Below are 21,532 nucleotides of genomic sequence, written 5' to 3' on the forward strand. Positions count from 1 at the left end.
GCCGCTCACTCCCCCCACGCCCAGCGCTGGGGGTGGAAGTTGCCGAGCGAGTCCTGCTCGACCCCGGTCAGGCCGCTGTCGATCACCGAGACCTGGTAGACGGGGTTCGGAAGCCACATGACGGGGAGCTCGGTCGCGCCGTACGCCGAGTACTCCTGCATGGCGGTCTCGTCCCCGGCCTCGAGGGTCTTTGCGATCCGCTCGTTCATCTCAGCGTCGTCGTACGATCCGAAGTTCGAACCGCCTCCGGTGGAGAACAGCTGCTCGCCGGTCGGGTAGGCGGGGAAGTACCACGAACCCGCGGTCCCGAAGAAGGGCAGCTCCCATCCGCACTCCGGCGACTCCGGCTCGCACTGCGGGATGGATCCGAGCACCGTGTTGAGCGGTGCCTGCTCGATCGTCACGCCGACGCCCGCTTCTTCGAAGGTCGACTTCATCGAGGCGAACATGTTGTCGGTCTCGGTGTTGCCGCTCTGCGAGAGGATCGTGATCGACAGCTTCTGTCCGTCGGCGATCCCCTCTCCGCACTCGGCCCCCGTCTCGCAGACGTAGATGCCGTCGGATCCCAGGCTCCAGCCGTTCTCCTCGAGCAGGCTCTTGGCGGCCTCCGGGTCGAACGGATAGGGGTTCTCCCGCTGCTCGTCAGCGAGGAACTTGTTGTCCGGGTTCTGCGGCACCGGGCCGTAGCCGGGCTTCGCGGCACCGTTCCACACGACGTCCGAGATGGTGTCCTGGTCGACGAGGTGCTGCAGTGCCTGCCGCACGGAGAGCTGCGAGTACACGGGCCCCATCTCGGGGTTGTGGAAGTTGTACGGCAGGTAGGTGATCGCCCACCCGTCCCAGTTCACGACGTCGTACCCGAGGCTCTCGTACTGCTCCGCGCCCGAGAGTTCGCTCGTGGGGATGTAGCCGTAGTCGACCTCACCTGCGCGCACGGCCGCGACCTCTGCGTCGGTGCTCGTGTACGGCAGGAAATTGATCGTGGAGACGCCCGCGGCGTCGTCGCCGTCGTACGCCTCGTTGGCGACGAGCGTCACGCTCCCCGAATCGCTGAACGCCGAGAGGCTGAGCGGCCCGCTCACCGTGTCGAACAGCGGATTTCCCTCGTAGCTCGAGAGATCCTCGCCCTCCGAGACCAGGTACTCCCAGATCTGCGCCGCCCCCTCGGGCGTCTTCGCGAGCTCAGGATCGGGCTCGCCGCCGTCTTCCGTGATGCTCCAGGCATGGACCGGGATCGGCACGATGAGCGTGAGCTGCGAGGCGAGCATCCACTCTTCGTTGTATGCGTCGTCGAAGTTGAGCACAACGGTTTTCTCGTCGGGGGTCTCGACGCTGTCGATGAGGTCGGGCATCGACCCCTCTCGGTAGCTGCCCCACACGTCCTTGTTCGCCTTCACGAGGTCGATCCAGAAGGCGACATCGGCCGAGGTGATCGGCTCACCATCGGACCACGTGCGCTCGTCGAGGGTGATCGTCGCGGTCGTGTCGTCGTCGCTGAACGTGATCTCGTCTGCGAGATCGGCGCTCGGCACCCGGTCGACCGTGCCCATCGAGCCGTCGTAGGCGACGAGGGGTTCGTACATCGCGCGAATGAGCGACGAGTTGTGGGTCGTCATCTTGCCCGCTGTCGCGAGCGGAACGAGCCAGTTCGGCGTCGCGTTCGCCGGCAGCGCGTAGTTGATCTCGTCGTTCGTCTCGTCGGGGCTCGAACCGGAATCGCTCGAGCAGCCCGCGACGAGCGCGACAGTCGCGGCGACGCCGACGGCGCTGAGGCCGATTCGGTGGCCACGTGACGCAAATGTCGATCGCATGGGTGTCCTCCTGATTTCCCCGCGGCGAGGCGTGGGGCGGTGCTGTGGTGGAGTGGTCATGAGTACGGTAACCGAAATAACTTCCTGCGCAACAGCACTAAGTGTCACGAGCAAGTTACTATTGGACCGAAAGAAGTGCCGGAGCCCCTCCGGATTCGACCGGGACCAGGCACACTGATCCGTGAAATCGACGGGATACTGGGAGCCATGTCACGCACCGCCAGCAGCGCTGCCGAGAACCACGTCCTCGCCGCCATCGGATCCGGCCGCGCGCGGTCACGGAGAGAGATCTCGCAGGTCCTCGGACTGTCGGCATCTACCGTGTCCCAGCACGTGCAGTCACTCCTCACACAGGGCCTCGTCGAGGAAGGCGACGCACGCGACTCGACCGGGGGGCGGCGGGCGAAAGAGCTGCGCCTCGCCGGAGACACAGAGCTCATCGGCGTGATCGACCTCGGCGGGGCGCATGCTCGCCTCGGGGTGGTTCCGCGCGGCGGTGATCTCGTACGCACCGCCGAGATCGCGATCACCCTCGACGACGGCCCCCGCCCCGTTCTCGAACACTGCGTGTCGGAGCTCGAACGACTTGCGGAGGGCGCGCCGATCGCGGGCGTCGGCATCGCCCTACCTGGGCCCGTCGACGTCGCATCGCGCGGCGTCGTCAGCCCCTCGCGCATGCCGGGATGGGGCGGGGTCGACATCGGCCAGATCCTGTCGGACATCGCCGCCGTTCCCGCCGTCGTCGAGAACGACGCGAACGCGATGGCGCTCGGAGAGCACTTCGCGCATTCCCCGCACCCCTCGGGATCCGTCACCCTCAAAGCCGGAACGGCGATCGGATCCGGCATCGTCGTCGATGGCCAGGTGTATCGCGGTGCCGCGGGCGCGGCAGGCGACATCACCCACACCCGCGTGGCCTCCGCGCGAGATCGGCAGTGCACCTGCGGAAATCGCGGCTGCCTCGAGACGGTCGCATCAGGCGCGGCGCTCGTTCGCCTGCTTCAGGAAGAGGGCGTCGACGTCTCGTCAACCGCCGAGGTGATCGCCCTCGTCCGCGACGCTCACCCGCGCGCGACGGCCCTCACCCGCGCAGCGGGACACCACCTCGGAGAGGTGCTCTGCGCCGTCGTCAACTTCTTCAATCCGAGCGCGATCCACCTCGGCGGGGCGCTCTCCTCCCTCGAACCGTTCGTCTCGGCTCTGCGCAGCGAGGTGTACGAGGGATCCCACCCGCTCATGACGCGGGATCTCACGATCGCCCCCGCGGCTCTCGGCGCCGACGCCAGCCTCGTGGGCGTCTCCCGGCAGGTCAACGAGCACCTCACCGGGCTGCTGCGAGGGTGATCCCTACAGCCCGAGCCAGACCTGGATCGGGTCGACGAGGAAGTAGACCACGAACAGCGCGGCGACGAGCCACATGAGCCAGTGGATGTCACGTGCCTTGCCGCGTGCGAGCTTCACGACGACGTAGGCGACGAAGCCTGCGCCGATGCCGTCGGAGATCGAATACGTGAACGGCATGATCGTGATCGTGAGGAAGGCGGGGATGCCGATGTCGGGGTCGCGCCAGTCGATGCCGGCGATCTGCGTCATCATGAGGAAGCCGACGAGCACGAGCGCGGGCGCCGCCGCCTCGTAGGGCACGAGCGCGACGAGCGGGGCGAACATCGTCGCGAGCAGGAAGCACACGCCCGTCGTGATCGACGCGAGGCCCGTGCGCGCACCCTCGCCGACACCGGCGCTCGATTCGACGAACGCCGTGTTCGACGAGACGGATCCCATGCCGCCGGCGATCGCGCCGAGCGAGTCGACGAGCAAGATGCTGCGCGCCTTCGGGGGATTCCCCTTCTCGTCGAGCAGCTTCGCCTCGCCGCCGATGGCGACCATCGTGCCCATCGTGTCGAAGAAGTCGGCGAGCAGGAGGGAGAACACGAGCAGCGCGAGGGTCACGATGCCGATGTTCTCGAACGATCCGAGGAGGCTGAACTGCCCCAGGAGCGAGAAGTCAGGCAGCGCGAAGACACCCTGGAACGTCGGGGCAGTGTTGAACCCGCCCGGACCCTCGTCGCCGATGTGCAGCGTGTTCTCGAGGACCACGGCGAGCACAGTCGCGACGAGGATCGAGATGAGCAGGGCGCCCTGAACCCGACGCACATGGAGCACGATCGTGAGCACGAGACCCACGACGAAGACGAGCACGGGCAGGGTTCCGAGGTTGCCGAGCGCGAGGATCGTGGCACCGTCGCCCGTCACGACGCCGGCGTTTCCGAGGCCGATGAGCGTGATGAACAGGCCGATGCCGACGCCGATCGCGGTCTTGAGCTCGGTCGGCACGGCCCGGAAGACCGCTTCACGGAAGCCGGTGAGCACGAGGACGAGGATGATGAGCCCCTCGATGACGACGACGCCCATCGCGTCCGCCCATGTCACATCGGGGATCCCTGCGATCGAGAAGGCGACGACCGCGTTCAGTCCGAGCCCCGCGGCGAGCGCGAGCGGGTAGTTCGCGATCACCCCCATGAGGATCGACAGCACGCCGGCGATCAGCGCGGTCGCCGAGGCGATCATTGCGAGGTTCGGCTCGCCGGATCCGCCGCCGAGCAGCTGCCCCGTGCCGTCGGGCGTCGTCCCGAGGATCAGCGGGTTCAGCACGATGATGTACGCCATCGCGAAAAAGGTGACGAGACCGCCCCGGATCTCGGTGCCGATCGTCGACCCGCGCTCCGAGATGCGGAAGTAGCGGTCGATCGCGCTGGGGGAAGGGGACTGTGTGGGGGCCGCGGCCGAGCTCATGCCCTCATCGTTCCACGTCCAGATGGACGGACCGTCTCCGTCACGATCCCCTTCCTTCTTTTCTCCTACAGGTGTACAATTAGTACATCGATTCCATTCAACCGGATGGAATATCGGCAGTCCGAAGGAGATGGATCATGGCTTTCACCGACAAGGTCGCGCTGGTCACAGGCGGCGGATCCGGCATCGGCGAAGCAACGGCCAAGGAACTCGCGTCGCTCGGCGTGAAGGTCGTCGTCACCGACATCAAGCTCGAGGCGGCGCAGCGCGTCGTCGACGAGATCACGAAGGCCGGCGGTGAGGCCGCGGCGTTCGAGGGCAACACGGCCGTCGCGGAAGACAGCGAGAAGGCCGTCGCCTTCGCGAAGGAGACCTACGGCAAGCTGAACTACGCGTTCAACAACGCGGGCATCGGCGGCGCAAGCGCCCCGATCGGCGAGATGGACATCGACGCGTGGGACACGGTCGTCGGCATCAACCTCAACGGTGTCGCGTACGGCATGCGCTACCAGGTGCCCGCGATCCTCGAGGCCGGTGCCGAAGAGGGCGCGATCGTCAACATGGCCTCGATCCACGGCACGGTGGCGGCGCTCGGAAACGGCGCCTACACGGCGACGAAGCACGCGGTCGTCGGCATCACGAAGAACGCGGCCGCCGAGTACGGCCCGCAGGGTCTGCGCGTCAACGCCGTCGGCCCGGGGTACATCGACACGCCCCTGCTGGCGGGCGCCCCCGCCGAGGTCAAGGAGGGCCTCGTCGCGAAGCACCCGCTCGGTCGCCTCGGTCGCGCCGAGGAGATCGCCAAGGTCGTCCGCTTCCTCCTCAGCGAGGACGCATCGTTCGTCACGGGCGCGTACTACCTGATCGACGGCGGATACACGACCGTCTGATCGCCTCCCAGATCTCGCATTTCCACAAGTCTTCGCCGAGTCCGGTGCGAATAGCTGCGGACTCGGCGGAGACTTGTGGATTCGGGGTCACACCCCGCGCTGGGCGTCCATCCCCCGGCGCGCGAGAACCGTCGTCTCGATCACCTGCACGAGGTTGTAGAGCACGAGCGCCACCGCCGTCGTAACGGCGACGGCAGCCCACACCTCCGTGAACTTCGCCTGCGTGACGGCTCCTGAAAGGGATCCGCCGATGCCGTCGCCCGTCGCGAGCCACTCCGCGAGGAGGGCCCCCGTGAAGGCGCCGGGGACCGAGATCCGCACGGCCGCGAAGAAGGCGGGGAGCGACGTCGGCAGCGCCACCTTGACGAGCTGCGTGACCTTGCCGCCCCCGTAGACAGCGACGAGGTCGTTCATCTGGGGCGACGCGGAGCGCAGGCCGAACACGATGTTCACGAGCGCGGGGAACAGCACCACGATGGCACCGATGACGGCGACGCCGACGAGATCCCGCCCGAAGATGAGCGTGACGACAGGAGCCATCGCGACGAGGGGCACGGATCGCAGCAGCATCGCGACCGGCATGAGCGCCGCTTCGATGCCCCGCGAGAGCTGGAACAGCAGCGCAACGACGAGCGCGACCACGAGCCCCGACACGAATCCGATGAACGCGTGCCCGAGCGTGGTGCCGAGTCGTCCGAAGACGAGTGCGCGGTTCTCCCCCGCGTCTGCGTCGCTCACCAGCCACTGCCACACATCCCCCGGCCCCTTGCCGACGTAGTCGGTCACACCGAAGACCGTGAGCAGCGTCTGCCAGAGGACGAGCACGACCGCGACCATGAGGGCGAACAGCAGGAGGCTGCGCCCGAGAGCTCGCCACATGGCCCGCGAGCGCTCGCGGCGCATCTCGCGCTCGAGCGCGTCGCCTCCCACCTCGTGCGTGGATGTCAGCGTGAGGCGGCTCATGCGGATGCCCCCGTCGACCAGGGCGCGACTCCGCGCGCGATGAGCCCGAGGAGGCCGTAGCCCGCGAGCGCGGCGATTCCCGAAGCGAGCGCGAGCGACCACACGAGAGGCGCGTCGACGTTCGTCTGCGCGATCATCATGGCCCGCCCGACGCCCGCCTCGACCTTTCCGAAGAACTCGCCGAGCACGGCGCCGAGGAACGCGGCAGGAACCGCGATCTGCAGGGCGTTGAGGATCGCGGGCAGCGCGGCGATGAGCCGCACCTTGCGCAGCTGCGTGAAGCGGGATCCGCCGTACACGGCGATGACGTCGAGCGCGCTCCTGTCAGCCGCCTTCAGCCCCAGCAGCGCGCCGACGACCGTGGTGAAGAACACGCTGAGGCCCGCGAGGATGATCGGCGTGAGCGCCGGCTCGCCCGCCTCAGGGATCGGCGTCATGACGATGAGCACGGCGCCCATCGCGACGATCGGGATGCAGTAGGTGATCGTCGCAATCTGCACGACGATGCCTCCGAGGGCGGGGACGACGAGCACGAGCATCGCGAAGACGAGCGCCAGCAGGTTCCCGACGAGATAGCCGATGCCGGCCTCGGCGAGCGAGACGCCGAAGTGGCGAGCGAAGTAGTCCGCGCCGGCCGAAACCGCCGAGGCGACGACGTCCTGCGGATACGGGACCGCCGACGCCTTGCTCGCGGGTGCCTCCGGATCCGCCGCGACGCCGAGGCGCCACAGCCACGCGGCCAGGAACCAGAACGCGAGGATCGCGACGGCGCCGAGCGCCGAGGTCGCCCACGCGGGGAAACGTGTCGAACGCTCAGAGCTCATCGTCGGAGGATCCGTCGGATCCGAACAGCAGATCGGATGCCTCGTCGACGTAGGCGTGGAACTCGGGAGTGCGCATCATCTCGGGGGTGCGCGGCCGCGGCAGGTCGATGTCCATGACCGCCTTGATCCGCCCAGGGCGCGGGCTCATCACCGCGACCTTGTCGCTGAGGAAGATCGCCTCCGAGATGCCGTGCGTCACGAGCAGGGTCGTTGCGGGCTTCGACGACCAGATGCGCAGCAGCTCGAGATTGAGGCGCTGGCGCGTCATGTCGTCGAGGGCGCCGAACGGCTCGTCGAACAGGAGCACGTCAGGCTTCATGATGAGCGAGCGCGCGATCGACACGCGCTGGCGCATACCGCCCGACAGCTGGGCGGGCTTCGCCTTCTCGAAGCCCGCGAGACCGACGAGGTCGATCATCTCGGCCACGTAGCCGCGGTCGACCGGAGAACCCGCGACCTCGAACGGCAGCTGGATGTTCGACTGCACGCTCCGCCACGGCAGCAGGGCCGAGTCCTGGAACGCGATGCCCAGCTTGCCCGCCTTGCGCAGTTCCTTGGGTGAGTGCCCGTCGACCCGGGTCGTGCCGCTTGTCGGATCCTCGAGGCCCGCGAGGATCCGCAGGATCGTCGACTTGCCGCAGCCCGACGGCCCGAGAAGGGACAGGAACGCCCCCTGGTCGGTGTGCAGGTGGGCGTCCTGCAGGGCCACCGTCTCGCGACGCCCCGAGCGGAACACCTTGTTGAGTCCTTCGATGTGCAGGCCGGTGCCCGGGTCGCCCGGGGCACCGGCCTGCGACGCGTGTGACACTGTCGTCACTCGGCGTCCGCCGCGAGCTCGGAGCCCAGCGTCACGTAGTCGACGAGCTCGGGGTTCTCCTCGTAGATCTCCTCGAGGAGCGAGATGTCGAAGAGATCCTCGACCGCGACGTCGTGGCCCGCCGTCGCGAGGCTGTCGATCGTCTGCTGCTGCAGCTCGTCGGTCACCGTGAAGAGGCCGTTCGCCTCGGTGTCGTCGCTGACGATCAGTTCGAGCTGGGCCTGCATGCCCGCCTGCGTCTTCTCGGGGTCGAGGTCGGTGCCGAACTCCGCGACGACCAGATCGGCGGCCGTCTCGGGGTCGTCGAGCACCTGCGCCCAGCCCTTGATCTCGGCGACAAGGAAGTCCTTGACGAGGTCGCGGTTCTCGGCGAGGTACTGATCGGTCACGGTGAACGTCTCGACGACGAAGGGCATGCCGTTGTCGGCAAAGGTGAGGTTCGTGATCTCGTTGCCCGCGAGCTCGACCGTGAGGGCCTCGTTCGTCGTGTAGGCGAAGAAGCCGTCGACCTCACCGTTCGTGAGGGGCGACGGGTCGAACTGCACAGGAACGACCTCCAGCTCGGACTCGTCGATGCCGTTCGCATCGAGCAGCGCCTGGAACAGCGCGGCATTCGAGTCCTGCACGCCGATCTTCTTGCCCGCGAGATCAGAGATCGTCTCGATGTTCCCGCCGTCGGCGAGCGAGAGGATCGTGAACGGGCTCTTCTGGAACGTCGCGCCGACGATCTTCAGCGGCGCGTCCTCGTTCGCGATCGCGGCGCCCGTGACGATCGCGTCGTTGATCGCGATGTCGAGCTGGCCCGAGAGGAGGCCGGCGACGCCCGTGTCGGGTCCGTCGATAAGGTCGACGGCCTCGAACCCGGCTTCTTCGTAGTAGCCGTACTTCGTGGCGTAGAACTCGCCCGCGAACTCCTCGTTCTTGATCCACGACTGCTGCACGGCGATCGAGCCGTGGCCCGAGGCGTCGCTGTCTTCCGACGCCTCGTCATCGGTCCCGCCGCAGGCGGAAAGCGCGAGGGCGCCGGTGGCGAGGAGGGCGCCGGCGGCGAGACCGCGACGCGCGAAGGGGCTGCTGATGTTCATTTGCTGTGTTCTCCAGTTTCACCGCACGCCTGACAGGGGGGAGCGCGGGTCGGGGATGGATGATGCAGATCCGCGCGATGCGCGGTGCGAGTCCATCCTCCCCTTCCCGACCTGGGCATCTTCCGGCATGGAGATTGCCGCGGTGTTTCGCGGTGGATACGCAGACCGCTCGCCCGGCGAACGCGGTGTGCAGCCCGCAGCAGCCCGGGCGCGACACCGCCTCCAGATCGTCAGCGCGAGTAGACGCCCACGACGCGATTCTGCTCGATGACCGCGTCGGCGTAGTCACGAAGGAACTCCTCGCGCGTCGGCTCGCCCTCGACGGGGCGGCTCAGCGCGTAGACCCAGAAGTAGTAGCTGTGGTCGCCGTGGCCGGGAGGGGGCAGCGGACCCGAGTAGCCTGCCTCACCCTTCGTCGTGATTCCCTCACGGCCGATGTCCGCGGTGATCGTCGTCGCGTCGGCGGGGATCCCGAACAGCGTCCAATGGGTCCAGCCATGCGGGATCGGTGCGTCCGGGTCGTGGCAGATGAGGGCGAGCTCAACGGCGTCCGCAGGGACGCCCGTCACCTCGATGACGGGCGCGACGTCCTCGTGCTCCGCGGCGAAGCGGTCGGGCATGCGCGTGCGGTCGCTGAAGTCGGGGCTCGAGACGGCGATCGTTCCGGGAAAGGCCATGGAATGCTCCTTTGTCGTCGTAGAGAGGATCCGCATCGATCCTCGCGCGATCCCGCCTCCGCGTCGAGGCGTGAAACAGGTTCGCCATCGAGTCTTCGTAGCATGGAGTCTTCCCGCATCATCGTCGTCGCCCCGTGCGGCGAGAACCCGGAGATCAGACCATGAGCATCACACGCCTCGACTCGGCACGCCGTCACCTCCTGCTGATGCTCGTCCTCACCTTCTCGACGGGCATGATCGACGCGATCGGTTTCCTCGGCCTCGACCGCGTCTTCACCGCGAACATGACGGGCAACATCGTGATCCTCGGCATGGGGCTCGTCGGCGCCTCCGATCTGCCCGTTCTCGGGCCGGCGATCGCGCTCGTCGCCTTTGTCATCGGCGCGGCATTCGCCGGCCGAGTGCTGCGAAACGCGCGGGCTGGCTGGAGCGGTCTCACGACGACCTCGTTCGGCATCACGGGAGGCATGGTGGTCGCCCTCGGCGTCGCGACGCTCTTCGCTCCGCCCGTCGAGCACACCGTCTGGGGATTCGTCGTGACGGGCGTCCTCGGGCTCGCCATGGGACTGCAGGCAGCCTGCGCGCGCCGACTCGGCGTCAAGGACGTCACGACCGTCGTCGTGACGTCGACGCTCACGGGCTTCGCCGCCGACTCGCGCCTCGCAGGGGGCACGAGCGAGAACTGGGGCCGGCGCCTTCTCGCGCTCGTCCTGATGCTCGCCGGCGCGGCCGCCGGCGCGGGCCTGCTGCTGCTCGTGAACTTCGGCACGGGCCTCGTCGTCGCGGGCGGGATCGTGCTCGCGGCGTCGCTCGTCGGTCACATCGACCGACGCGCCGACTGACGACGGCGGAGCTAAAACCCGCGCTCGGCGCCCCGGCGGGTGACGGCCTCCGCGAAAGCGCGCAGGCCGACCTCGACGTCGGATGCCCTCCGATCTGTCGGCCCGCGCGAGGGTGCGGCGCACACTCGAAGACCCAACTCCGAGCGTGCGCGCAATATTCGCGTAGCTGTGCGGTTCATCGCGCGTTCGCTGCGCGGTCGCGATCCGTTCGGTACCCATGACCGTAGGACGTCTGCCCACGCGCCCGACGCTGCGCGCGTAGGTCACTCCGCGCATTAGGTTCGCGCGGATCGTGTCGATGCGCAGCTGCGCGATGCTCGCCATCATGCTCAGCATCGCGCGACCCATCCGCGTCGACGGGTCGACGTTCAACGTCGGTTCGGTATGCCTGCTGACTGCGATGCCCCGTTCGCCGAGATCGTGCAACCTTTGTATCGCCAGCACCTCAGACCCGCCGATGCGATCGAGCGCGCGGATCACGAGCGTCTCACCGGGGCGCATGTGATCAAGACACCTCAGCCACTCGGGCCGATCAGCGATACGGCTCGAGGAGCCATGGTCGACGGAGGCGCTCGCGCATCCGGCCTCGCGCAGCTCGGCCTCTTATGCGTCCGGGTTCTGCTCACGCGTCGAGACGCGGGCATGCACGGTGTTCAATTCCCTGCCGAGAACGGTACGCCGCTTGGTCCGGCTCACTGAGGTTTCGGCAGGGGGCTTCGGCCGATCAGGAGTCGGCGTGTCGCGCGATCGGCGCGCAGCGTCGAGCTGGGTGTCGGAATCGATCGTTACTGGTCCGCAAGGTTCCTGTTGACTCACCGGTACACGTACTTCAGGCGCCACCCATCCACACGACCCTCGCTCAGCTCTACTGAGACAGCGCAACAGCTCACACGATTGCCACCCTCCAGGTGAGAAGTAGAGCAGACATGGCGACGCCTATTGGAGCACAACAGACTCAATCAATCTTCATAGCAACTCTTTAGGTTTGTGACAGGCACCGTTAGGCTCGCTGGAAGTGCGCTGGCCGATGTAGGACATCGACTTGGCGGTCACTTCGCAGGTAACACACTCATCAACCGGGAAGGACCAGATCGATATGAGAGCGAGCACAAATCGCAAGCGGAAGGCAGTCGCCTCAGTAATGGCAGCCCTGGTGGTCACAACCACCCTGACCTACATCGGCAGTAACCAAGCAGCACAAGCAGATGCGCAAGACGAACCAAGTGCCGTATCCCTGGATTATCCCCAGTCCGCAGGGACGATCGATCTCCAAGGACGAGCTCTAGAAGTGTTGTCCACCGAGGAAACCCCCGCCGAGAGCATCGTCACATCACGGCTCATCAATGGCGAACTCGCAACAACCGTCACGCTGCGTGTACCTGTGGATCCCCTGGAACCTGGCCCCGTGGAACCGGTTGATGCTTCTCAACTCAGCAGCACCACTGAGAATCCTGGCCCTGTCAGCGAAAACCTGGACAGCATGCCACTCTCCGAGGACGCGGCTGACTGGCGGCCAGCGTTTGCCTATACGACCAGCGAAACAACCGTGACGTTCGCATGGTATACGGCAAACGGCCCTTTTGAAGTTTGGGAGGAGGGTGAAGAGATTGCAGAAAGTACCGACGGCAGCGCCACCCTGTCAGGACTCAAGCCGGGGTCAACGCACCAGTTCGAGCTTTACGGATCCATCGATACGGACGACGGTGTGACTGACTCTTCGCGATCGGTAAGCGTAACGTTGGAGAACTCAGACAGCTCCACGACACAGTCGAACCTTTCTCCGCTGACCTACCAGACCTACACCACCGCCGTCACCTATCGCACCTTCATTCCTGAGCAATCCGCTCCCGCAGCTGCCTGCAACTGGGGCGACACTTCTTATACCTTTGACGGCGACAACCGGAGTTGGGATTTTCCCGGCCCGAGCGAACCATTCCAGCCAGCAAATTACCGCACACTCATGGCCCTGAATGTCAACTGGGATAACGAGGATCCTTATAACCTAAATGCAGTTACAAATGTAGGCGAAAGCATCACTCGCAAGAACGGTAGCATTGTGGCTTCCGAATATACGAGCATGGAAAACATGTTGTTCGAAGAGGCTGGTTCGACGACTGCTTATGCTCAAGCCCGCTTCAACCACACAGCCAGCAACCCTCACTGCAAGCTCTTCAACCAAAACTACGGCGGTTCCATTCAGTACAACGTCGTATTTCGCATTTACCGAAGCGGCACCGTTGAGATGGTTGGCTGGCGGAAGCCTGTACCGAACCATGAGGTCTACGTACGATGGGATCGTACGGACGGGACAAATTTCTGGCAGACTCTCGCGAGACGCACCAACCAGGGGTTCGGCTGCTTGCTTGATGGCGTCTGTGCCGTCGACGACTACAACATCTCGTCGTCCTACTGAATAGGGATCGAATGACTGCGACACCGAGCCGGGCATCGGGGGGGCAAGTTCTCGTCTCGTGGATCGCCCTCTGTGCGAGCTTTGTGCTCGGTGTTGCAGTCGCAACGGTCCTTCTAGAGCTGGGAACGCCTGGTCAGCACGAATCCTCGCCTGCTGCGTCAATGGCTTGGTGGACCACAGCCGCGGACATTTACTGGCTCTGGGCGCCTTGGGTGCTACTCATCTCGGCGATCGGGGCCAGCCCGTTACTCGTATGGGTGCGACAGCGAAAGAGGGCCTCGGTGACCATCTTTTGCGGTGTGCTCATGGGTTTCGTTCCCCCGCTGGGGCTGGCTCTGGCGGTCTGGATCTTTCCGGCATTCACGGGCCTCGCTCTCTTCATCTTTCCGCTCAGCACGATGAGCCTGCTGACGTCCATCATCGGGACGAGCGTGTGGCTGCTCAGTGAACGGCTGCGTCTGATACCTATTGCTGGCGCAGTCCTGGTCACCGCCGCCGCTCTCGTCGCGTCATTCCAATGATGGCGGGTTGCCAGTCAGGCCTTCACCGCCGCGATGTTGACCTACGACACACGATTCCGCCCGATCTTCTAACAACGCGTTCACGATCTGTCATGGCGTCATTCCCTGTGGTCGCGGTGTAGCTCTTCTCGCATCGCCCCAGCTGCCGGCCGAGAACGATGAGCGGCAGGAAGTTCAGCAGGTTCGAGGTCGTGTGTACGCGGGCCGCGGGATGATCCGGTTCGGTCGCTTGCGAACTCGTCGCGGACGAGACGCTTGAGCGTGCGCAACGCCTGCCGCAGCGTGGGCTTCTCCTGAGTCGCCTGAGCGATCATGGCCGCCTCCCCTTGGCAGTTCTTCCGGCGATGTGGTCTCCTACCTTCTGCTCCACGGCAAGTCGTGGTTGGCCGAGTATCGTCGCCAGTCGGCTACTCCCCCTTCCGGCGCCCGGGTACCATCACGCCGGCCCCAATGGGTTGGAAGGGCTTGCCATCGTTGTACTTACATACCAGGCGTTCGACGTCGGCCGCAGCCAGGGCGGCGAGGGTGATGAAGCCGACCGCGGGCGGGGTGTCGGTCACGACGTCATCCCACTCCCCGCGAGGGTCGACAGGTCCGGCCGGTTCGTCAACGACCACGGCCAGGAGAACGGGCCGCCAGAATGGGACGATGCGAACCCGTCGATATTACAACACCGAGATCCACGCAAAGTGGCTTGAGCTCGCTCGCGCCGTAGACCGACTCGTCGAGAGGATCGCTTACCCCGACGACTTTGGCGTCCTGCCGGGAAGTTCCATGGCTGGCGATGACCGAAGGCTGCACCCCTACGAAATCTCCCAAGCCGTACGCCACCTCATCAACGCAACCGTCGACCAACTGCACGGCATCAAGACTCTGGCCGTCGACGCACAGATTCAACATTTGGCGGTCGGCCCAACCCTCGCGAGAGCAGCGCTGGAAAATACCGCGACCGCGCTGTGGATGCTTGGCCCCGCGAAACGTGAGGTCCGCCTCGAACGGGTACTGCGATGGCATATCCGCAACTACCAGGACGAGCACAGGACCGTTGGTCACCTGGTCGGTCCCGCGGCGCAGAACAACATCGAAGCCGTCCTCGCAACCGCCCGACAGCTCGGCGGTGACCCCGAAAAAGTCGGCCGCGGCTACGGCATCACCACCCCGATCGACGGATCGATGGAATACACCAGAATGGACGTGAGGTTCATGTGGTCCGTCGCCTCAGGCTTTGCCCACGGCCGCCCTTGGGTCTACCAGGGGCTTCTGCAGCGTCAAGCCCTCCAAGTGAAGGACGGCAGCAAGAGCGTTCGCCTGGCGCCGAGAACGGATATCGCCATCTGGCTGCCGCTCCAAGCTCTTCATCTTTTGGGAGAGCTTCTACGGCTCCGCGAGAAACGCGCGGGCTACCCGGAATCTCCCATGCCGACCGCGGGGCCCAGCCTGGCTAGCTTCTAGGGTGCGTCTCCTAAAACTTGTTGGGGCCCGCACTGGTGACCACGGTCGCCACCTGAGCCTACCGCGCTCGCCCCCTTACCTTCGCCGGCTCAGTGACTTCCTGGCCGCACTCCCCGGCGAATGTCGACCGCGACGCCGATCAGGTCGCCGCGACGCAGCTCTCATCACCGCGGCGTTGCCGTTGCTTGCCGATCTGGATCATGTGCTGCCACACCACGACATGAGTAGAACCCCCGCCACTTTCTCTTGCGAAGAAAGTGGCGGGGGTGGAGAAAGCTGAGTCCTGATCAGTTAGGCGATCGATCTCGCATTGCGTCTCGGCGCGCCACAAATGCGGCCACAAGTAGCGTCGCGGTTGCGACAGCGGGCACCATGAGAAAAACAGAGTCCATGATCCCCGAAAATATACACACAACAACAACGAATATTGATCCTACCGCTCCAACAATGTAGAACAATAGCGCGAAAGTACGGGAAACCGACCCACGCTCAACCAATACAATAGGCGCGGCGAGAAGCACGGTGGCCAACAGAACGAGAAGGCCCTCTGCGCTATCAAGCAAGAATGCCCCACCGTATCGCCCATCAAAGCTGTACTCAATCACAAACAGAGCGATCGGCACGACCCATGAGGCAAACAGAATGCTTGCCGAAACACCCACCGCCACCCGTTTTCTCGACGGATTCACTTCGACACTCGTGCGTCAAACATCGCTTAGATCGAGCCAATGAGAGAGTCGAACCCAGTTACCGCCTGTACCGGCGATCCTGTGATCTACTTCGGCCAGAACTCGCGGAACGTACTCCGCTCCTGAATTCCAGATCGCAAACCCAAAGCCAGTCGAGTAACTGTAGCTATTGGCGTATGGGAACTTCTCGAGCTTTTCGGTAAAAACGCCCCCATTAATCATCAATACACGACGATTCTTGACTTCGACGGAAAAATCGGGACTCCACGAACCCGACACATGATCAATGCGAATATCCTCTGTCCTCCTCGTGTAGGAAATCGAAATCGATGACTCGACACCCCCTGGCTTAAACGTGGAACCAATCGACCCCAAGGGCTGAATGGCATTATCATTCAACTCAATGTCGCTGGGAACAGTCAGCGCACCTTCCTCCGGCACGGGAACCTCTTTGGATTCCGAATACAAAACTTCGCCGGTTTCGAGGTCCGTCAAAGTCACGTGTGACGTGACGGAATGCTCTTCCGATTCACTTTCGGAAGCCTGAGCTGTCGATGCAGTCGCTGCCAGCAAGATACTTGCCGCAAACGCGAGGATTGCGGTTGTTGTTTTCCTCACTCGTACTCCTTTGGCATTGAGGTTGTCGAAGTTTCAACCGTACCATCGGCGAAGCGCGCTGCATATAGCAACTTGGGGGCTTCGGATCGCTGGCCCTCAGAGACCTGCCCCGATGTTTCGCCATCCACTTGGCTGGCCACCCCAGGCGTGATATCGGGATATGAGCCGAGACCCTGGCACAGTGCCGCACAGGAGCGGTCGCCATTACGGTAGCCCACCACCGATTTCGACAGGGCTATAACCCCATTTCGAGGGCCGCTGCAGCGGTGCGAGCAATGAATACCGAGCTCAACGATGCAGCCTCCCCGATGCGGCGGTTGAGCTTCATGTCAGCAAAGATTCGACGAGCCTCGACAGTGAGCTCATCGTCAGTCGGAAACTGCGAGATGCGAATGCGATCGAACGTACTGAGCGGGCCGTCGGGAACCTGCGACTGCGGCCGCTCATAGACCACGCGATCCTGGCGATCGCCGTCGAAGTAGGTGATGATCACGGTGCACTGGCTTGTGTAATCGACGCGCGCCGAGCGGTGAGATGTCATGGTGTGACCCAATCACGGATCGCAGTGGCCCCGGGTGCTCCCGCCCCTCGACCCGTCCACTAGACAGAGGACCCCTCCGCCCGGGCGGAGGGGTCCTCTGCACTGCGCCTCGATGCTCCTGCGGGAGCCCCACCGGAAGAGGGCGGCCTGCTCCGAGCACTCGCGTGCGGTTCAGGGTAGTACCGCTCGAGGTACTACCCACAGTACTGGAACGGTGGTCGAAGTTGGAGTGAAATTGTAAGGTGCGAAACCCATCACCCTACGTTAGCGCAACCCACGAATGATATCCTTGTAGTTCACAGTCTACCCCTTCGATTCGAAAATTGGAGTCCCGATGTCCCACACGCAAAGGAGGGCGTTCGAGGCCGCCACGCTCGCGCAGCAGCGACGAGCGGGTATGGGGGGACCGTTTCGTGACGCGTTCTTCAAGTCGCGCGACGCTGCGGGGATCGTCACGTATCCTCTGGCAAGTCTTCTAAGCAGCAGAAACGGGACAGGCGGCGGGGGCCGCGGTGGAAAGACTCGCCTCCTGCTCTACGTCAGTCTGTTGTGGGTCGCCGGTGGCGGGGATCACACCTCACACAGACCCGCATCGTTCTGGGCCGCGCTCCTCGGCCTCGAGGATCCGGACGGAGCGGGCAGTCGCGTCATCCGCAGCAGCTGGAAGGAACTGGAAAAGCGCAACCTCGTCGCCACTGAGCCCGGCGACGCGTCCGGGGATGTGCCGACCATTCGCGCGCTCCGCGAAGATCGCTCCGGCGAAAAGTACACGATTCCCACAGGCCGGCCCGGCGACACCTACCGACGGATCCCAGAACTGGCATGGCGGATGCTCTTCCATTCCCCCGAGCTCAGCAGCCCAGGGCTCGTGATGTACCTCATCTCACTCCGAACTCACGGACAGGCCAGCGGCGGCGAAATGACCTTCCCTCGCAACTACATCACAACGGAGTACGGCATCAGCGACTCCACCAGAAAGGCTGGCCTCCGCAACCTTGTCGAGATTGGAGTGCTCGCCCACGAAGGAACCAGTAAGGAGACCGGAGCGACCGCAACGCGTCTCCGCGGCCGCAACATCTATACGCTGACGCCGATCTACGCGCCGCCGGCACCGTCAGGTCCGGTTGCAGTAGACGATCGCTGAATACTTCTCCGTCACGCGCCCTTCTCCTTGTCCGCCATCCCGTCAACTCGCGCGCAGGTAGTCGGTGAGAGCGTCGCGCATGATCGCGGCAACGGGGCGGTGCTCGCGCTCTGCGCGCTCGGTCAGAGCGCGGTCGAGGTCGACAGGCAACCGCACCTGCCGCTTGGGGGACTCGCCGCGCGCACCCTTTGCCCCGACACTCGGGCGTCCGCGTCCGATCGCCTTGTCAAGCTCTGCGAGTTCGGCGGGGTCGAGTGAAGCTTCAATGAGGGCACGGCCTCGCGCCGCGGCCTCATCACCGCTGCGGATCTTCGTGTCGGGGGAGATATCGATGTCTCCGCGCTCGTAGCGCGCGGCGCGCTCCTCGCGCGTCTCGTTGTTGGTCATCACTCCCGCTCCTTCTGTGCCTTCTCGATCGTTCGAATGACGTGGGGGCGGGCCTCCATTATGTGGAAGATCGCGATCGTCCGCGCCCGGTGGTCGACCTCTGCGAACACTTCAATGTCGGTTCCGTCGACGGCGGGACCGATCCATCCTGCCGGGTCACTCGCGCCGGTGATCCGCGACGGCTCGAACGGATCTGCCGCGAGCCGCGCCCGGCTGATCGCCGCGAGGGCGTCAAGCCGAGTGAAGTCGTGCCGATACGCCGATCCCGTCAGCGTGATCGTCCACTTGCCCTCCATTTCTTTATTGTACTCCATAAATAATGTCCGTGCAGTCCGAAAGCCAGAGGCTGGCGCAGATCCAGTCGGCGACGTCGAAGACGTCGCTGTCGACGGAGAGTGCGGAGACCTCGGCGCGCTCGCGTCCGGCGATGCCGGGCCACCAAGGTCATGACCCCCGAGGAAGCCGCTCGACCCACGTCTCCGGTCCGTGCAACCAGCTACGCCCCGCGCTCGGCCCCCCGGAGGGCGACCGCCTCCGCGAAAGCGCGCAGGCCGACCTCGACGTCGGATGCACTGACCGCCTCGTCCGGGTGATGGCTGATGCCGTCCGGGTTCCGGAGGAACAGCATCCCGACGGGTGTGACGGATCCGATCGCCATGCCGTCGTGCCCCGCGGGGCTGAAGAGCGTGAGGGGATCCTCGGCGCCCGCGCGGAGCGTGGATCCGATCCCCTCACGCACGACGTCCTGCAGAAGCGGATCGCAGAACACTGCCGGCGCGGAGTGCACCTCCCGCGCGCGCCAGCGCAGGCGGCGGCGCCCCATGATGTCGTCAAGGTCGCGGCTGATGCGGTTCCAGACGGCGTCGCGCGCGCCGTCGAACTCCCCGCGAAGGTCGAGACTGAACTTCGCCTCACCCGGCACGACGTTGACGGCGCCGGGGAAGGCTTCGAGCTGGCCGACGGTGCCGATGATGTGATGCTCGCTCGAGCACACGCGCTCGACGGCGAGGGCGGCCTCGCTCGCACCGAGGAGCGCGTCGCGGCGCATATCGTATGGCGTACCGCCCGCGTGACGAGCCTCACCCTCGACGACGATCTGGAACCGGCGAGCCGACGCGATCGACGACACCGCCGCCAGCGATTCGCCACGGCGATCGAGCTCGGGCCCCTGCTCGATATGCGCTTCGAGATAGCCGACGAGCTGCTCGCTCGCGCGAGCGGCTTCGCCGATACGGCCCGGATCGAGTCCGAACTCGCGATACGCCTCGCGCAGCGTGATGCCGTCGGCGTCGGTGAGGTGCCACCAGTCGTCGTCCCAGACGCCGGCGACGGCCGAGGATCCGAGCAGCGCCTTGCCGAAGCGCGTGCCCTCCTCGTCGCTGAAGGCGGCGACCTCGATACCGAAGGGGAACGGGCTGTACCAGACGCCGTCGTCGCCGCCCGGAACACGCAGCAGCCGCACGATCTCGAGCGCCATGAGCACGCCGAGGATCCCGTCGAATCTCCCCGCGTCGATCACGGTGTCGAGGTGGGATCCGAGCATGAGGACCGGCGCATCGCGATCGACCGCGCGCAGCAGGCCGAGCTGATTTCCCGCGGCGTCGAGGCGGGTCTCCATGCCGACTTCCCGCATCCATTCGGCTGCGAGGCGATTGACGCGCGCATGCTCGGGCGAGAGGTAGACGCGCGTGATCCGCCCGTCGCCCGCCGAGACGCGCGCGAGCTCGTCGCAGCGCTTCATGATGCGCCGTGCGGCGAGCGCGAAGGCCTCGGGAGGGATCTGCGCGAGGCGTCCCATCGGCGCGGCGGGCGTCACGCGGCGGCCCCGCGGAACACGTCGGCGGCCGCGGCGACGCCCCCGCCGGCAGGAACCGAGATCCATCGCCGCAGCACCTGCTCCAGCGCGGCCAGCGTCGTGAGCACGGCATCCTTGCGGGCGTTGTACCCCATGGTTCCGATGCGCCACACGCGACCGTGCAGCGGCCCGAAGGACGTGCCGATTTCGATCGCGAAGTCGTCGAGCATCGCCTGCCGTGCCGCATCGCCCGGCACGCCGTCCGGGATCTCGACGGCGACGACGTTGTTCATCTTGTGGGCGACGTCGCCGAACACCGAGAGGCCGAGGGCTTCGACGCCCGCGAGCATCGCGCGACCCGCGGTCTCGTGCCGGCCGATGACGGCATCGCGCCCCTCGTCGAGCAGCACCGTCGCACACTCACGCGCCGCGTAGAGCATGCTCGTCGCCTCCGTGTGGTGATTGAGGCGACGCGGTCCCCAGTAATCCATGATCATGCCGAGATCGAAGTAGTTGGATCGGATGAAGTCGGAGGCCGACTCGTCGCCCTCTTCGCGGATCCCGGCCTCGATGCGCCGGCGCGACCGGATCACGTCGGCGGCGCGCTCCGACAGCGTGAGAGGAGCGGATCCGCTGGGCCCGCCGAGGCACTTCTGCAGTCCGGCCGTGGCCGCGTCGAGGCCCCACGCGTCGGCTTCGAAGGCGTTGCCGCCGAGCGACGCGGTCGCGTCGGAGTAGAACAGCGCGCCGTGCTTGTCGCAGATGCGGGCGATCTCGTCGAGCGGCTGGTTCATGGTCGTCGAGGTGTCGCCCTGCACCAACGCGAGCAGAGTCGGCTTCACTCGCGCGACGGCCTCCTCGATCGTCGACACCGGCACCACCTGACCCCACGGCACCTCGATGCGGTGCACCTCAGCCAGGGCGCGCTCGGCGATCTCGGCGAGCAGATGCCCGAAGCGCCCGAACACGGGGACGAGCACCCTCTCCCCCGGGCGCACGAGCGACGTGATCGCCGCCTCGATCCCGGCGCGCGAGGTGCCGTCGACGAGGAACGTCTGCTCGTTCCGCGTCGCCCACACCTCGCGGTAGAGCCGCTGGACCTCGCCCATCGCGTCCGTCATGAACGGGTCGTACTGCCCGACGAGGGGCGACGACATCGCGCGCAGAACGCGCGGGTACGCCGAGATGGGCCCCGGACCCATGAGGAGGCGGTGGGGCGGTTCGAGCGGAGCGATGGGGGTCATGCGGTCTCTTTCGTGGAGAACGGGGA

At 65.6% G+C, this 21,532-nt stretch carries 21 protein-coding genes and 1 pseudogene; 7 read left to right on the top strand and 15 right to left on the bottom strand.

Features of this window, described 5'->3' with window-relative positions; genetic code table 11:
- Window positions 1-5 precede the first annotated feature (5 nt).
- Window positions 6-1,811 (bottom strand): peptide ABC transporter substrate-binding protein, encoded by a 1,806-nt coding sequence (locus tag C0012_RS09895; RefSeq protein ID WP_110589825.1) that lies wholly within the window; start codon window positions 1,809-1,811, stop codon window positions 6-8.
- Between the two features lie 207 nt (window positions 1,812-2,018).
- On the opposite strand from C0012_RS09895, the gene C0012_RS09900 reads away from it, so the two are divergent.
- Window positions 2,019-3,155, top strand: coding sequence for an ROK family transcriptional regulator (locus C0012_RS09900; RefSeq protein WP_110589826.1), 1,137 nt, complete (start codon window positions 2,019-2,021; stop codon window positions 3,153-3,155).
- A gap of 3 nt (window positions 3,156-3,158) precedes the next feature.
- On the opposite strand, the gene C0012_RS09905 is transcribed toward C0012_RS09900, so the two are convergent.
- Entirely contained in the window at window positions 3,159-4,604 is a 1,446-nt protein-coding gene (locus tag C0012_RS09905) for an NCS2 family permease (RefSeq protein ID WP_110589827.1), read from the bottom strand.
- Between the two features lie 137 nt (window positions 4,605-4,741).
- Between C0012_RS09905 and C0012_RS09910 the strand changes: the two genes are divergently transcribed.
- Window positions 4,742-5,494, top strand: coding sequence for an SDR family NAD(P)-dependent oxidoreductase (locus tag C0012_RS09910; protein WP_110589828.1), 753 nt, complete (start codon window positions 4,742-4,744; stop codon window positions 5,492-5,494).
- A gap of 87 nt (window positions 5,495-5,581) precedes the next feature.
- On the opposite strand, the gene C0012_RS09915 is transcribed toward C0012_RS09910, so the two are convergent.
- The 5 genes from C0012_RS09915 to C0012_RS09935 form a co-directional block, all read right to left on the bottom strand.
- On the bottom strand, window positions 5,582-6,457 hold the full coding sequence (locus C0012_RS09915; protein ID WP_232527875.1) for an ABC transporter permease: 876 nt from the start codon (window positions 6,455-6,457) through the stop codon (window positions 5,582-5,584).
- On the bottom strand, window positions 6,454-7,281 hold the full coding sequence (locus C0012_RS09920; protein WP_110589829.1) for an ABC transporter permease: 828 nt from the start codon (window positions 7,279-7,281) through the stop codon (window positions 6,454-6,456). Before C0012_RS09920 ends, C0012_RS09915 begins: the two co-directional genes overlap by 4 nt.
- Window positions 7,271-8,098, bottom strand: coding sequence for an ABC transporter ATP-binding protein (locus C0012_RS09925; protein ID WP_232527876.1), 828 nt, complete (start codon window positions 8,096-8,098; stop codon window positions 7,271-7,273). Before C0012_RS09925 ends, C0012_RS09920 begins: the two co-directional genes overlap by 11 nt.
- Window positions 8,095-9,183, bottom strand: a complete 1,089-nt coding sequence (locus tag C0012_RS09930; protein WP_110589830.1) for an ABC transporter substrate-binding protein — start codon at window positions 9,181-9,183, stop codon at window positions 8,095-8,097. The genes C0012_RS09925 and C0012_RS09930 overlap by 4 nt, the downstream gene beginning before the upstream one ends.
- A gap of 230 nt (window positions 9,184-9,413) precedes the next feature.
- Complete coding sequence (locus C0012_RS09935) at window positions 9,414-9,860, bottom strand: YbhB/YbcL family Raf kinase inhibitor-like protein (RefSeq protein WP_110589831.1); 447 nt, start codon at window positions 9,858-9,860, stop codon at window positions 9,414-9,416.
- 161 nt (window positions 9,861-10,021) lie between these two features.
- On the opposite strand from C0012_RS09935, the gene C0012_RS09940 reads away from it, so the two are divergent.
- Complete coding sequence (locus C0012_RS09940; protein WP_110589832.1) at window positions 10,022-10,702, top strand: YoaK family protein; 681 nt, start codon at window positions 10,022-10,024, stop codon at window positions 10,700-10,702.
- A gap of 252 nt (window positions 10,703-10,954) precedes the next feature.
- Here C0012_RS09940 and C0012_RS15710 read toward each other — a convergent pair.
- A pseudogene (locus tag C0012_RS15710) lies at window positions 10,955-11,296 on the bottom strand (recombinase family protein); the annotation flags it as partial.
- 547 nt (window positions 11,297-11,843) lie between these two features.
- Here C0012_RS15710 and C0012_RS15445 point away from each other — a divergent pair.
- Complete coding sequence (locus tag C0012_RS15445; protein WP_162621914.1) at window positions 11,844-13,115, top strand: hypothetical protein; 1,272 nt, start codon at window positions 11,844-11,846, stop codon at window positions 13,113-13,115.
- Window positions 13,116-13,396: 281 nt separating this feature from the next.
- Entirely contained in the window at window positions 13,397-13,636 is a 240-nt protein-coding gene (locus C0012_RS09950; protein ID WP_162621915.1) for a hypothetical protein, read from the top strand.
- A 407-nt stretch (window positions 13,637-14,043) separates the two neighbouring features.
- Here C0012_RS09950 and C0012_RS15450 read toward each other — a convergent pair whose 3' ends face one another.
- Window positions 14,044-14,196 (bottom strand): ParA family protein, encoded by a 153-nt coding sequence (locus C0012_RS15450; RefSeq protein ID WP_162621916.1) that lies wholly within the window; start codon window positions 14,194-14,196, stop codon window positions 14,044-14,046.
- 88 nt (window positions 14,197-14,284) lie between these two features.
- Between C0012_RS15450 and C0012_RS09955 the strand changes: the two genes are divergently transcribed.
- A complete protein-coding gene (locus C0012_RS09955; protein WP_110589835.1) occupies window positions 14,285-15,088 on the top strand; it encodes a hypothetical protein in 804 nt (267 codons plus the stop codon).
- 704 nt (window positions 15,089-15,792) lie between these two features.
- On the opposite strand, the gene C0012_RS15455 is transcribed toward C0012_RS09955, so the two are convergent.
- Window positions 15,793-16,395: a hypothetical protein gene (locus C0012_RS15455; protein ID WP_162621917.1), complete on the bottom strand. Its 603-nt coding sequence runs from the start codon at window positions 16,393-16,395 to the stop codon at window positions 15,793-15,795.
- A gap of 235 nt (window positions 16,396-16,630) precedes the next feature.
- A complete protein-coding gene (locus C0012_RS09960; protein WP_110589836.1) occupies window positions 16,631-16,936 on the bottom strand; it encodes a hypothetical protein in 306 nt (101 codons plus the stop codon).
- Window positions 16,937-17,270: 334 nt separating this feature from the next.
- On the opposite strand from C0012_RS09960, the gene C0012_RS09965 reads away from it, so the two are divergent.
- On the top strand, window positions 17,271-18,080 hold the full coding sequence (locus tag C0012_RS09965; RefSeq protein WP_110589837.1) for a hypothetical protein: 810 nt from the start codon (window positions 17,271-17,273) through the stop codon (window positions 18,078-18,080).
- A gap of 42 nt (window positions 18,081-18,122) precedes the next feature.
- On the opposite strand, the gene C0012_RS09970 is transcribed toward C0012_RS09965, so the two are convergent.
- From C0012_RS09970 to C0012_RS09985, 4 genes are all read right to left on the bottom strand, one after another.
- Window positions 18,123-18,467 carry a ribbon-helix-helix protein, CopG family gene (locus C0012_RS09970; protein ID WP_110589838.1) on the bottom strand — a complete coding sequence of 115 codons (345 nt, stop codon included), beginning with the start codon at window positions 18,465-18,467 and terminating at the stop codon, window positions 18,123-18,125.
- Window positions 18,467-18,763, bottom strand: coding sequence for a hypothetical protein (locus C0012_RS09975; RefSeq protein ID WP_110589839.1), 297 nt, complete (start codon window positions 18,761-18,763; stop codon window positions 18,467-18,469). Before C0012_RS09975 ends, C0012_RS09970 begins: the two co-directional genes overlap by 1 nt.
- A 200-nt stretch (window positions 18,764-18,963) precedes the next feature.
- A complete protein-coding gene (locus C0012_RS09980) occupies window positions 18,964-20,265 on the bottom strand; it encodes a Zn-dependent hydrolase (protein WP_110589997.1) in 1,302 nt (433 codons plus the stop codon).
- 14 nt (window positions 20,266-20,279) lie between these two features.
- Window positions 20,280-21,506 (bottom strand): pyridoxal-phosphate-dependent aminotransferase family protein, encoded by a 1,227-nt coding sequence (locus C0012_RS09985; RefSeq protein WP_110589840.1) that lies wholly within the window; start codon window positions 21,504-21,506, stop codon window positions 20,280-20,282.
- Between the last annotated feature and the right edge of the window lie 26 nt (window positions 21,507-21,532).

The organism is Microbacterium suaedae (genome assembly GCF_003254645.1).
GTDB classification, from domain to species: domain Bacteria; phylum Actinomycetota; class Actinomycetes; order Actinomycetales; family Microbacteriaceae; genus Microbacterium; species Microbacterium suaedae.